Origin of the sequence: Halorubrum saccharovorum DSM 1137, from assembly GCF_000337915.1 — an archaeon.
GTDB classification, from domain to species: domain Archaea; phylum Halobacteriota; class Halobacteria; order Halobacteriales; family Haloferacaceae; genus Halorubrum; species Halorubrum saccharovorum.
Genome location: NZ_AOJE01000057.1, coordinates 77,497 through 90,187, shown reverse-complemented (window position 1 = coordinate 90,187; position 12,691 = coordinate 77,497). Strand labels below are relative to the sequence as shown.

The following is a 12,691-nucleotide window of genomic DNA, read 5'->3' as shown; positions in this document are numbered from 1 at the left end:
CCACGTTGAAGCATCCTCGGTTCAATTGCTCGGTAATGGACGATAAATCCCAAAGGGAGGCCGACGAAGCAGACCACGGCCCACACAGTCAGCATGATGGGCACGACGGACACGACGACCACGGTGGGATGCACGAAGGCCACGAGCAAATGTTCCGGCGGCGCTTCTTCGTCTCGACGCTCCTGTCGATTCCGGTCCTCCTGTACAGCGAAATGCTACAGGAGTGGCTCGGGTTCTCCGTTCCCGCGTTCCCGGGTAGCGAGTGGATTAACCCCGCCTTCGCGGTCATCGTCTTCGCGTACGGTGGGGTGCCGTTCCTCCAGATGGCGGTCCCGGAGCTGAAAGACCGGTCGCCGGGAATGATGACGCTCATCTCGATGGCGATCACGGTCGCATTTGTCTACAGCCTCGCGAGCGTGGTCTTCCCGACACAGTCGGCGTTCTTCTGGGAGCTCGTGACGCTGATCGACATCATGCTGCTGGGCCACTGGATCGAAATGCGGTCCGTACGACGTGCCTCGAGCGCGGTCGACGAGCTGGCGAAGCTGATGCCCGATACCGCCGAGCGGATCAGCGACGACGGTGACACCGAGGAAGTCCCGGTGAGTGAACTCTCCGAGGGCGACCTCGTACTCGTTCGACCGGGCGCGAGTGTTCCTGCTGACGGCATCGTTGAAGAGGGTGATTCGGACGTCGAGGAGTCGATGATCACGGGCGAGTCGAAACCAGTTTCTAAGAAACCCGGGGATGAGGTCATCGGCGGGACGATCAACGGCGACGGCAGTCTCCGCATACGTGTCGGTGCAACGGGCGAGGAGACGACACTCGCAGGTATCATGCGACTCGTCGAGGAAGCCCAACAGAGCAAGTCCAAAACGCAGGTGCTGGCCGACAGAGCGGCTGGCTGGCTGTTCTACGTTGCCCTCGGGGCAGCAGTCGTGACAGCAATCGCGTGGACCATCGCGGTCTCGTTCAACGCGACTGTCATCGAGCGTGTCGTCACGGTACTCGTCATCGCCTGCCCGCACGCGCTCGGGCTTGCCATCCCGCTGGTTGTCGCCATCAATACGTCACTCGCGGCTCGCAACGGAATGCTCGTCCGCGACCGGATTGCGATGGAAGAGGCACGAAATCTGGACGCCATCATTTTCGACAAGACGGGGACGCTCACCGAAGGCGAACACGGCGTCGTCGATATGGCGACCGTCGACGGCGTCGACGAGGACGACGCACTCACGCTGGCGGCGGGTGTCGAGAGCGACTCCGAACACATGATCGCTCGAGCTATCCGCGAGGCCGCCAACGATCAGGACCTCACCGCGCCTGACGCGACCGACTTCGAGGCGATCAAAGGACGAGGGGTCCGGGCGACCGTCGACGGAAACGAGGTGTACGTCGGCGGGCCGAACCTGTTGACCCAGCTCGATAGCAAGATCCCCGCCCATCTCCAGCGTTTCGCTGACGAGGCGGGACAGAACGCCCAGACAGTGGTGTATCTCGTTCGTGACGGAGAGCTGATCGCCGCGTTCGCGATGGCCGACGTAATCCGTGAAGAGAGTTTCCGCGTCGTTGACGCCCTCCACGATCTGGGCATCGAGGTGGCGATGCTGACTGGGGACTCCCAAGACGTCGCCAACGCCGTCGCCGACGAACTGGGCATCGACACGGTGTTCGCGGAGGTCCTCCCCGAAGACAAAGACGAGAAAGTACAGGAACTCCAGGACCAGAGCAAGCTCGTGGGGATGGTCGGCGATGGTGTGAACGACGCGCCGGCGCTGACACGAGCCGACGTCGGCATTGCGATCGGGAGCGGCACCGACGTTGCGGTCCAGTCGGCCGACGTCATCCTCGTCCAGAACAACCCGATGGACGTCGCCCGGCTGGTGAAGCTCAGTAAGGCGAGCTACCGGAAGATGCAGGAGAACATCGTCTGGGCGGCCGGCTACAACGTGTTCGCGATTCCGCTTGCAGCAGGCGTGTTGGCACCGGTCGGGATTCTGCTGTCTCCCGCCGTGGGCGCGCTCCTGATGTCACTGAGTACGGTCATCGTTGCCATCAACGCTCAGCTGCTCCGCCGCGTGGACTTGTCCATTCCCGAGCTTCCGGGCGGGACACCAGCGACTGACGCACAACCTGCAGACTGAAACGCTCCCGATCGCTTCGGTGCTTCTTTCAATTGAGTTCGGTTGGTGGACAGCAAATGGCGACACTGCGTAATTTCGGTGGGTATCGCTACGTGGTCACCGGTTCCACAGTTTTCCCGAAGGGTGCATAGTTCGGTATACACAGACGCTCGTCTGATGGGCTACATTGCTGCGTCAGCACTAGGTTTATACCGCTTGACGGACTTCTTTCCAATATGAGCCTCGAAGAGACGGTTGACTACCTCGCCGAGGAACTCGACCTCGAGCGAAGTGAACACGTCCGTGAGGTTGGTCAGTCAGTCGCCGAGCTTCGCGACTGATCAGAACATTTCTCTGAAGTCCCGTTCGACCAGTCCGTCCTCCAGATACGTGATGAACTCTTGTTTCGTTGGTCCTTGACGGTCGAGCAGATCGTCCCGCTCTGCTCGTTCGAGAACTGACTGTGCAAAGTCCGTACAGTGGGATTCGTGCTGCTCAGCGTACTCTGAGAGGGCTTCTCGCCAGTGCATATCCAGCTCGAACTCGGCTAATCGGATTTGGATTCCGTCTTTCCGTTCGACGAGGTCGACGTTCAGCTCTTCGAGTTGCTTGAAACGGAGGTTGTTCCGGCGGACCGTGATGAGCCGCTTAGAATCAACAATATAAGGATCAACCCACTCTCGCCAGGTATCGTCGTCGACGTGCGTTCGTGGCATCTCAAAATCCGGCTCCACACTCTCAATACAGAACTGCAGCATCGCGATGCCAGTTCGATGATTCGCATTCGGGAGGGAATGTCGTAGGATCAAATTCGACATCACCTCTCCAGCGACGGTCGGAAGTGGTGCTCCCCAGGAGACGTGATCGAGTGCCTGCTGGATCTTTTGTGGTTCGAACTCCTTGTAGAGCCGGAACTCATCCTCATCGCGAACATCGACCGCGGCTTCGAGCAACTCTACTAATCGGAATGCGACAACCTGCCCAGCACGGGGGAGGTCACGAATACGGTCGCTCAGCCATTCCTGATCGAAGTCGATGTCTTGGGCAGATTCGATCTCTGACTCGCCTTCATAGAGCACATAGACCGGTGTTTCAAAGGGATACCCGATGAGCTTTGTCGACTCGTCGGATTGCTCTCGCTGAGACAGGATTTCTGCCACCGATGCCGAGCTAAATTTGAGGGAGAAATTCTCGGCCTGGGGGTGGTGATAGAAGACGAGCCGAGCCATCTTACTGTGGATTCGTGGGAAGTGGGTAAAGCAGTCCCGCTTTTATAATGATTCTACGACGTAGTGGGTGCGTTCACATCTTCTAAATACTGACTTTCCCACTCACGTCGCGCCTCGATTTCCCGCAATCCGCGTTGCGTGACTGTGTACACGTTCGTCCGCTTGTCGAGTTCGCCCTTCTCCAGCAGTCCTTTGTTGACGAGATCGTCGAGATTCGGATAGAGGCGGCCATGATTGATCTCCTGCTCGTAATAGTCGTCGAGTTCATCCTTGATTGCGAGGCCATGTGGTTCCTCGAGCCCGGTGGTTACGTACAAGATATCCCGCTGGAACCCAGTCAGATCGTGCATCTGCCTGTTGCCTATTTTTGAGGGGTGGCATATGTTCTCTCTGGTACTCAGAGGCGAATTCGGCGTGACTGGCGAGGAAGACTACGTGAGAACTTCGAACCTTTATATGGTGGACAAGAGAAGTCCGCGATGGAATGTCTGACCTCATCGTCAAAGCAGCCGTGAAGGACGCACTCTCGGACCACAACGTCTCGGCAGATTTCTACGACGCCCTCAACGAAGAGGTCGCCGAACTGCTCGACGACGCCGCAGAGCGTGCCGAGGCCAACGACCGGAAGACGGTCCAGCCCCGCGACCTGTAGGCCTGCGTAACGCAGCCCACCCCGGCACTCGAACGTAGCTTTTTGAGGTTCCTGTTCAGAAGTTAGGCAACGGAGATGGCGGACGCACCGGATGCTGAACGACAGGCAGTCGAACCCGATGCGAGAGAGGTCCTTAGCGTGTCCCAGCTGAACGACCGGATCGCGTCGGTCGTCCAGGACACGCCTGCCCTCAACGGCGTCCGTTGAATTGGCGAAATCACTGGCCTCCACTAAGGCAGTACGGCACTCTATTTCACGCTCACCGGCGGCGACGACGAACTCCCCTGTATGGTCTTGGAAAGCCGGAACTGAGACATGGACGCGGAATTTAACTGGAATTAGGCGCTAAGTCCCCTTCCTCAAGGAGCAACGTAGGGAGCGAAGCGACCGAGTAGCGCAGTAGGGAGGGGATACAGCGCCGCACGGTTCTCAAACACGTTCACCGCCCGGCTCACAGGCCCACCGCCATTCTTATGTTTATCCAAAGTCTATACATCGGTGATGGATAGATTTGAAATCGAAGGCGAAGAAGTCCTCGACGGAACCGCAAAACCGTCGGGGAATAGTGCCCACGTCATCGTCCCGAAACGCTGGCGCGGGGCCGACGTGAAAGTCGTCCGCGTCTCCGACCCCGACCCAGACGAATAGGCCATGCAATACAACTACAAGTATCGACTCGACCCGCCAGAACCCCTCGAAGAGGAGCTTCTGTCTCACGTCGATACTTGTAGGCAACTCTAAAACCACGTCCTCTACCTGCTCAACGAGGAAGATGGCATTCCCGCCCGCTACGAGGTGCAGGGGCAGCTCCCCGACCTCAAATCGTGGTGGGACGACCTCGGAGATGTCCACTCGAAAGTTCTCCAGATGGTCGTCAAGCGCGTCTACGACAACCTCTCCACGCTCAAAGCACAGAAGGAGAATGGACGCGCCGTGGGACTGCTCAAGTGGAAACCACCTCGGGAGTATCGGTCGCTCACCTACAACCAGTCCGGCTTCGAACTCAAGAATACGAGTGGTCGGCCTACGTTGTGGTTGAGCAAGATCGGTGAGATTCCGATTCACCTCCACCGCGACATCCCTGAGAACGCGACCATCAAACAGGTCGCGGTCAAGCGAGAACCCACGGGCGAGTGGTATGCCACGTTCGGCATCGACGTGGACGAGGATACACCAGAGAAGCCGCAGAATCCCGAGCGGGTCGTCGGCATCGACGTGGGGATTCTCACGTACGCTCACGACACCGACGGGTACGCTATCGAGAGCCCCGACTTTAGGGAGGAACGTGAGCGACTCGAACGCGCCCAACGCGACCTCTCGCGGAAGGAACACGGGTCTGCGAATTGGGGGAAACAACGCCGGGTTGTTGCCGAATGCCACGCCGACCTCAAGCGGAAGCGTCGGGACTTCCTTCACAAGTTGTCGAACTACTACGCCTGCGAGTACGACCTCGTGGCGGTTGAGGACTTGGACGCGAAGGGCTTGGTCGAGCTGCCGGGCAACTCGCGCAACCGGGCAGGAGCGGCGTGGGGGACGTTCCTGCGGATGCTCGAATACAAGTGCGAGCGCGAAGGAACGCACTTCGTCGCAGTTGATCCGAAAGATACGACGAAGGAGTGTGCGTCCTGCGGCGTCAAGACGGAGAAGCCGCTGTGGGTGCGCGAACACTCGTGTCCGGCGTGTGGGTTCGAGGCGGACAGGGACGCGAACGCGGCGTGGAACATCCTTTCTCGCGGTCTACAAGATGTAGGAGTGGGACACTCCGAATCAACGCCTGTGGAGACTGCGCTCCCTGTGGATACACCCGTATCTGCAAAGCGCGTCGTGGAAACAGGAAGCCCCACCCTCAAGCGCGAGCCGTCAGGCGAGCGGTAGGGTGGGGTAGTTCACACACGGAAGCGAGGTTATTCCGTTCTACGACAATCTTCGATATCAGCGATGAGGGCTTCTGCTTGTGCTTCTGCCGTTTCGGAGTTCCCCTCCGGGGCATCTGCTTTTCCATCTGGATCGAAGGTCGGGAGTTCCTGTTCCCAGCCCTTCTCGGCGTAGCTGTCGTCGGGTGCTGACTCGAAGAATTGAACGAGTGAATCGAGCGATTCGAGCCGTCGCTTTAGCTCACTGGCTCGGCTTGGATCAACGTAATAGACGTTGTCTACTCGTTCGATAAGCCCGTGCTCGAAGAGACGATCCATCGTGTTCGACACGGCGGTTTTGTTGAGGGCTGTTCGATTTGCGATTTCGCGTCGGGTGAAGCCGTATTCGCGGTGTGCGACAAGGAAGCCGAGAACGTGGTACTCGTTCGTGTCCGGCTTGATCGGGAACCGATCGTCACTCGTGAGTTCGTCAACCGGAACGGGCATCCGTACCAATATCTGTCGGCGGACGATAATACGATTTTCGCAGATGGATATGCGCAGATCTCCGAAGGATATTTCAGAGAATTTCGCTCCTGGCCAGTAGAAGTATAATTCGACACTCGGTGTCCAATCCTGTAGAGAGTTAATGACCAGCAGCGGGATGCGCATCGTCATCCCGATCATTCTCGATCGGTTCGTAGTCGGCGTCGTTGCCGACTGGCTTGAACCCGGGGACGTAGCTGAAGCGTTTCCCTGGCTCGCTGCGGAACATCAACGGGAACATGCCACGATGCTCGCGAGCGCGGTACTGTGGCTCCCATTCTCGGAATTCCATCGTTGGTTTGGCAATCTGTGGGGCAGGCAGCTCTGCACGCTCTAAGTCTGGTAGCTCAAGCACGCGCACTTCGAGTTCGCGCGCCAGTTTCTCGGTTCGAGGCGTCAGCTCGGTCGTGTGACAGAGCACTGGCATCGCACGACAAGCGAACGCCACCGTACACAACCGGAAGAGAGCCGTCGGGGTGATTGGGTCGTCTGTCCAGTTTTTACACTGGGCGACAATCCAGTCGCTGGGCTGCTGCTGTTTCTCCCTCCGTCTGGCGACTACATCAATCTCCATACTATATAGGTGTTGGCGTGTCGCTGCACGGTATCCCCAGCGTCCGAGTGCACGCTCAAGTTGATACTCGAGCCACCGCCCATCACCATTCCCACGCCCCCCGACGTGCGGGTCAACGTTGTCAAGGTTGATGTCCTCTCTGTCGGCGAGAACCGGACTATCTTCCGGAACCGATGACAGAATGTCTCGAAGGGCTGTCGCGTACTCGAGGGCTGTTGTGAACTTCTCAGTGGGTGCTTCGTCGTAGTGGTGGGCTGCCGGCTCTCCAGTTCGGAGTGAACAGATTAGCCACGACAGTTGCTGTTCGATGGTCGTGATTGCCTCCGGATACTCCACCGTCGAACCAGCGGGCTGGCTATCCACCGAATCATCTTCTTCGGCTGGGTCGGGGAGCAGGCGGACGGCTTCCGTGATCGGTTCGTTCGCCAAGTACAGCAGCCGGCGTGCGAACAGTCGCTGGTCGGTCGACAGTGTGTGGTCGGCTTTGAGCGTTCCACGGAGTGCCTCGATTGTCTCCGTCAGCAAGCGGAGGTGGTCGGCGTACCCATCCGGGAGTGGGGATTCATTCCCCGTCATTGGTGAGTGGGCTGGGGGTGAAGTGGTGGCGCGTCAGCGACGTCTCCGAGAGCGACTGGACGACCGGCTGCCCCTGTTGCTGCAGATGATGAGAGAGTTCCGCTTCGTCGGTGACGGTGTACCACTGGTGGCTATCAGCGTCTCGATACCGGAGTTCGCCGTCAACAGCTACGAGGACGCCCTGTTCAGTCATCCCGGCCGTATCGAAGACGAAAACATCCGGGTCCGGATTCGTCCAGGTGCCGCGAATCAAGGCGAGAAGCGTGTCGAGTGTTGGCGGATCGACGGGGTCTGGGTAGCGTGGTTCCGCGGGGGCGCTGATCGCAACATCACGGATGGTGTCGCGACGACAGTTGCGCCACCCGGCGCCTGTCCACTCGAGTTCACGCCGCGTCCAGCTATCGCCGTCGCCGTCGGGCTCAAGAACGAGCCGCCGCGGTGGAGACGTAGTTGGAGTCCACTGGAGGACACACGAGCCGCCATCTGGGAGTGGGTTGTCGTCTGTTCGACGGTGCTGGTCTAAGAGCGCAGCGTCGATCTGCGAGCGTGCACGTCGGAGTGTGGTGATTGGGTCTGGGACTGGCGTGGCTGCTGTCTCATCCGCAGTATCGACCGCCTCAAAGAGCCGGTGGAAACGGCCATCGATGTCTCGAAGCGTCGCGAGGGCGTGCGCTTGGGTGTCTGTCATGTGGATTCCTCCGACTTGGGCTTGTAGCAGGCCGTCTGGAGTCGACGAATGTATTCGGCGAGCGGTTCCGTCGCGTCCGTCGAAGTCACAGTCTTCGAACGGTCATCATAGTCGACCGCGCCGGCCTCATTGAGAGTCTCAAGATGCCGTTGAGTCAATGCGATATAGACTGGGACCCGGTCGTCGCTCCCGACATTGCTGGGATCGAGTTCGTTTTCGATGGCCGCGATTTCGACCGCAAGATCGTCAGCAGTGACTTCACCCGGAGCCCGTGACAAGGACAACAGGACGCGACGACGGCGACTATTCCCGATTGCATCGAATACACTATCAGGATCCAGTGGGATGGCAAGTGACGCCGAATCGCTGGGTGTCGCGGTCATGCAGCTCGCCCCCCTCGTCGGTACGTCGTTCGATGGAGCTGTCGCGTTCTCTGGAATGCGCCTTCGTCAAGGCGGGCCTGCTGGCGTATCTGTGACTTCGTGGTCGCTTCACGGAGTTGATGTGCGAGTTGTACGACTCGGTGTGTCTGTGGGTCGGTGTCTGGAGTGGTGTTCTGAGAGACAGAGTTATCACTCCTGACACGGGTATTCTGGCTTGCTGTCATCCGTCTGGCAGCACGAACCCTCCGGCGTCCTGACGCCGGGGGATTCCGCTGGACTCGTGCTAGTCTGGCGTAGGAGCGATTGTAGCTTTTATATCAGCACCACAAACCTCGCACGCCGAATTCCGGTCTTTGAGCGCTTCTACAGCTCGAATCAGTCCGTATGCTTAATCACTTGGTAAATCACACTCCACTCCCACCGGTAGAAAAAAACAGACCACTCACAACACGAGTGATCCGGGGAGGCGCATGCGCTCCGGAAGTATGGAAACAGATTGTCGGCTAAGTCCACATCGACAACATCAGCACGTAAATCGCGCTTGCTGACTTATCCGCAAGTGCCTAATAGTGGTTACGGGAGATTCGTTCTCGGACGTGACGAGTACGGCTCTCTAGCCTTGGGAACGTAGAATTTGATTTTAGAACTATGTGTTTGCCGATTCCAAATAATCTGGTTTGTTTTCCCCATTAGCTGCGAATTTGAAGAGCGTTGATTGATTTTCAGGATGGGTTTCTAACCTGTTATGCAAGGTTGTGTGTTCACTGTGCGATAGCAATTCGAGATTAGTCGGACGATTATCGAACGCAATCTTCGTTTGATGATGGACATCACGGTTGTACACAGCTTTGGTGCCATGCTCAGCGACCATAACTAGTTGATGGATGTCGACTGATCTGTGTGATCCGGACGCTTCCTCGTTGCCATCAGTATTCGTCCGGAAGGTACTGCGTCTGGTCCATGGTCCGGGGCCTCGAGTTGGAACTTTGCGGTCTTTCATTCGCCGGTGGACCGTTGTTATCGAAACTCCCACCTTCGTTGCGATGTCTTTGAGGGTCATTCCGTTGCCCCAATACATTTCTCGTAGGTTTTCGGCTGTATCCCAAACCCAGATTTTACGATTCATCTGAAGGGTCTGTTGTCGTGGGTCATCTGGTTCCATGTTATCGTTCTAATTAGTAGTCAGAGCCGAATTATTATAATATTTTCTTCATATTCCAATTGATTGAAGGGTATCTTCAGTTATTTATTTAGATTGGGCTGTAATCTGCCATAGATCTTTCCAGAGACCACTAATGGCCGGAATTTTAGCCAAAATTTCCAACCCTCTGCGAAATAGAATCACCCGCACTCAGGCCTCTTATCTAGTGATACTGTATACTTAATATAAATTCAATACACTCCATGCGATTTGGAGACGAGCATAATAACCACACTCACAAAATCAGTTTGACATTTCAATTCGTGATTTGGCGAGAAAATCATATCGTACGCCCAGTCGGAGTTGTGACAACTGGACCAGTAATTCGCCAGATAACCGAACAACACCCTGCAATACGGTAGTCGGCTATCAGAGAAGTCACCACAAAGGAACTGTCCGAATCGTTCTGAACCACTAATAAAAATAGAATTTTTGGCTCTGTAGTTTCGCTAGACGCAACGGCTACGACTGCGTTATTGCCGTAGAAAGCGAAGAGACAGATCGGTGTGACATCCGAAATCCGTCTCTTCACGCGTGTTACGGTGGCTAAGGCTAAATCAGTTGTCGCTAATCCGGACGAACCCGCCGACCCCGAAGGGGGAGGCGGGTTCGCAGAATGGGCGATGCTCACCGTGCATGCACTCCGCATCGAGCTGGCCAAATCCTACCGCGTCGCCGTGAATTTGCTCTCGGGAATGCCCGGCGTTCTTGAGGAGATCGGACTCACCAGACGACTCCCCTCGCCGCGCTGCTCGCCAGACGATCTCCTCGAGATGCCGCCCCCTCGCCAGACGACGTCCATCGCCAGCCATCCGAATTCGCCCGGCCGCCTCTCGATGCCCTGGACCCAGTCCAAGTCCTCGCCCATCGACGTCGCCGACCTCGCCAAGACACACTCCGCCGCCAACGCTCCTCGACCCCCGTCGCCTCGAGTCGCTCCAAGTCTGTCTCCACCCGTGCGCTCCCCCAGGGTTCCACTCCAGTATCAACAATCTGGTAGTCCTCTCTCTATCCGCTCTCTCCCTCCCCCTCTCTCCGCCGCCGGCCCCTCGGCTCTGCCTGAATCGTCCGCCACGCGACTACCCACTGGAACTTCAACTCCCCTGAACCCTAATTGTGTAATTTCGGCTGGTCATCGACAATGGGACGAAAGGGCTGTATAGGCTCTATGAATCAATCTGAGGACGTGACTGAACATCGACGCCCGATTTCGACCCTTTCAGGTTATGACCTGGCCCCGTTAATCCTGCCGCCGTACCGTAATTAGTGGTAATGTAGGCTCAAACGCATAAGATAATATGGGTGGGCTGGATTCGCCCGCTATCTGGTAATTAGGGGTGGTCTGAGCCGCTGGTTGATGGGTTGTTACGACCACCCCGAACCCCGCAGCCGTCCCGTAATTAGCCATCTAATGAGTGGGTGTGCCAATCCTGCCGCCGTCCTGTAATTACAGCTGTTGTCGTCGCGGGTAGATGCCGAAAATCCCGGTAATCACGAACCCCCAGTAATCCGCATCCCGTCGTGTAATTAGCCATTTGATTAGGAACGGGCGCAAATCGGACGCCGTCCTGTAATTACGGCTTGGCTCGGGGCAGTCACCGATCGGGCTTCGAGTGTAATGAGAAACCATCCAAACTGGGGGTGCGTCCGGTAATTACACATCTAATGAGATACTTCGATGATTCGGCCGCTGTCTGGTAATTAGAGCGTGTTCTGACTGCCGTTAATATAATAATCTTGATATGGGTGGTGTTGTCCGGGGAGGTTCGGAGTTCGATCGACGGCTGGTACTGGTTCAGTCTCATGCTCACGCGAGGAGCGCGCCACCAACTACGTGGTATCGACGAGCCCCCGAGGTTTGTCGTGTGTATGCCGAAGCGGAGACGTTCCCCAACCGGTGCGAACAAAATCTGCGAAGACTGCGAGTAGATCGCGGGTAGATTCTGCGAAGATTGCGAAAACGCCGGGGGTGGGAGGCACCAGCGGTCGCGTGCCAAGGCTCGGTTGACGGCTATGGCGGTGCGGTGGCTACCGGTACCCGAGATACTGACGTGTCCGAAAAGAATGCCTGTTGTGGAGTGTCGCTGAGCTTCGCGTCCACGTAGTTCGAGCAGATGCCGGCCGAACTGTGGAGCCAGTCCAACGACTCTGGTTACGCTTCGGCTTCGCCAGCTTCCTCGTCCGATCCGTCGTTCGCTGCCGGAGAGACCTCACCCTCTTGGTCGAGGTCAATGACGAGCGCACCTGGAACCTGTTCGCTGCCGATGTCTTCGTCCCACTCCGGCGGATACCGAATCGTCTGGTCTGGCTTGATGTTGTTCTGCTTGAGGAACCCGCTCACCGACATGGAGACGCGGTCATCGTTCCACTGGAGCGAGTAGACGTCCGTTCGGTCGTAGTCTTCCTCTAGCGGAATGATCGCGATTTCGTTGTCGTCTTCGTTGTACGCCAGGATGACGGCCTCTTTCCCCTTGAGGTACTGCTTGGACACCGTCAAGTTTGGTGCGAGCTGGCCGTTCTCCCAAAGCGTATATGAACTCACGCCCGTGGAAAACACCGAACCTTTCGCCACTGAGCAAGTCCGAGATTTCGTCGATGAACTCGTCACCCTGTGCAGAATCCTCGGAAGTATTGTCGGGCTCAGCGGAGTTGCTCGGGGGAGATTCTGACTCCCCTGTTGGTTGTTCTGGTCGATTGCTGTCGTCACCGCTACTTGCCGCTCTGTCTTCTGCCATTTTCCCAGAAGTTCTTTCGCAGGAGGCTGGCTGATGTTTTTCCCGTACACTAGGGGCTACGAGCTACCCGTGCAAGAGCCTATTTGGGGGCGGTTTCGAGGTCTACTGGAAGAGTCTCCGGCGTCAGGCGA

General features: G+C 57.3%; 12 protein-coding genes and 2 pseudogenes. 6 read left to right on the top strand and 8 right to left on the bottom strand.

Annotated features, from left to right (window positions below):
* Nucleotides 1-128: 128 nt before the first annotated feature.
* On the top strand, nt 129-2,144 hold the full coding sequence (locus tag C471_RS09935; RefSeq protein ID WP_049909247.1) for a copper-translocating P-type ATPase: 2,016 nt from the start codon (nt 129-131) through the stop codon (nt 2,142-2,144).
* 320 nt (nt 2,145-2,464) lie between these two features.
* On the opposite strand, the gene C471_RS09930 is transcribed toward C471_RS09935, so the two are convergent.
* Entirely contained in the window at nt 2,465-3,352 is an 888-nt protein-coding gene (locus C471_RS09930) for a hypothetical protein (RefSeq protein WP_004048634.1), read from the bottom strand.
* Nucleotides 3,353-3,405: 53 nt separating this feature from the next.
* Complete coding sequence (locus C471_RS16530; protein ID WP_004048633.1) at nt 3,406-3,702, bottom strand: PadR family transcriptional regulator; 297 nt, start codon at nt 3,700-3,702, stop codon at nt 3,406-3,408.
* Between the two features lie 134 nt (nt 3,703-3,836).
* On the opposite strand from C471_RS16530, the gene C471_RS09920 reads away from it, so the two are divergent.
* From C471_RS09920 to C471_RS09910, 4 genes and pseudogenes are all read left to right on the top strand, one after another.
* Nucleotides 3,837-4,004, top strand: coding sequence for a DNA-binding protein (locus C471_RS09920; protein WP_004048632.1), 168 nt, complete (start codon nt 3,837-3,839; stop codon nt 4,002-4,004).
* A gap of 75 nt (nt 4,005-4,079) precedes the next feature.
* The gene (locus C471_RS18220; RefSeq protein WP_275039942.1) at nt 4,080-4,211 is read left to right on the top strand and encodes a hypothetical protein; all 132 of its coding nucleotides are present in this window, start codon (nt 4,080-4,082) and stop codon (nt 4,209-4,211) included.
* A 294-nt stretch (nt 4,212-4,505) separates the two neighbouring features.
* Nucleotides 4,506-4,652, top strand: coding sequence for a DUF2080 family transposase-associated protein (locus C471_RS17130; RefSeq protein ID WP_139246813.1), 147 nt, complete (start codon nt 4,506-4,508; stop codon nt 4,650-4,652).
* A gap of 3 nt (nt 4,653-4,655) precedes the next feature.
* Nucleotides 4,656-5,879: pseudogene (locus C471_RS09910) on the top strand (RNA-guided endonuclease InsQ/TnpB family protein).
* 29 nt (nt 5,880-5,908) lie between these two features.
* Here the strand turns inward: C471_RS09910 and C471_RS09905 are convergent.
* The 5 genes from C471_RS09905 to C471_RS18380 form a co-directional block, all read right to left on the bottom strand.
* On the bottom strand, nt 5,909-6,529 hold the full coding sequence (locus C471_RS09905; RefSeq protein WP_239638653.1) for a MarR family transcriptional regulator: 621 nt from the start codon (nt 6,527-6,529) through the stop codon (nt 5,909-5,911).
* A complete protein-coding gene (locus C471_RS17875) occupies nt 6,504-7,553 on the bottom strand; it encodes a hypothetical protein (protein WP_004048629.1) in 1,050 nt (349 codons plus the stop codon). The genes C471_RS09905 and C471_RS17875 overlap by 26 nt, the downstream gene beginning before the upstream one ends.
* A complete protein-coding gene (locus tag C471_RS16515) occupies nt 7,540-8,241 on the bottom strand; it encodes a hypothetical protein (protein ID WP_080505587.1) in 702 nt (233 codons plus the stop codon). The genes C471_RS17875 and C471_RS16515 overlap by 14 nt, the downstream gene beginning before the upstream one ends.
* Nucleotides 8,238-8,624 (bottom strand): DUF7344 domain-containing protein, encoded by a 387-nt coding sequence (locus C471_RS16510; RefSeq protein ID WP_204365939.1) that lies wholly within the window; start codon nt 8,622-8,624, stop codon nt 8,238-8,240. Before C471_RS16510 ends, C471_RS16515 begins: the two co-directional genes overlap by 4 nt.
* A 646-nt stretch (nt 8,625-9,270) precedes the next feature.
* On the bottom strand, nt 9,271-9,702 hold the full coding sequence (locus tag C471_RS18380; RefSeq protein WP_394295192.1) for a winged helix-turn-helix domain-containing protein: 432 nt from the start codon (nt 9,700-9,702) through the stop codon (nt 9,271-9,273).
* A 629-nt stretch (nt 9,703-10,331) separates the two neighbouring features.
* Here C471_RS18380 and C471_RS16500 point away from each other — a divergent pair.
* Nucleotides 10,332-10,556: pseudogene (locus C471_RS16500) on the top strand (IS5/IS1182 family transposase); the annotation flags it as partial.
* A gap of 1,421 nt (nt 10,557-11,977) precedes the next feature.
* On the opposite strand, the gene C471_RS09885 reads toward C471_RS16500, so the two are convergent.
* Nucleotides 11,978-12,397, bottom strand: coding sequence for a hypothetical protein (locus C471_RS09885; protein WP_204365938.1), 420 nt, complete (start codon nt 12,395-12,397; stop codon nt 11,978-11,980).
* Nucleotides 12,398-12,691: the final 294 nt, after the last annotated feature.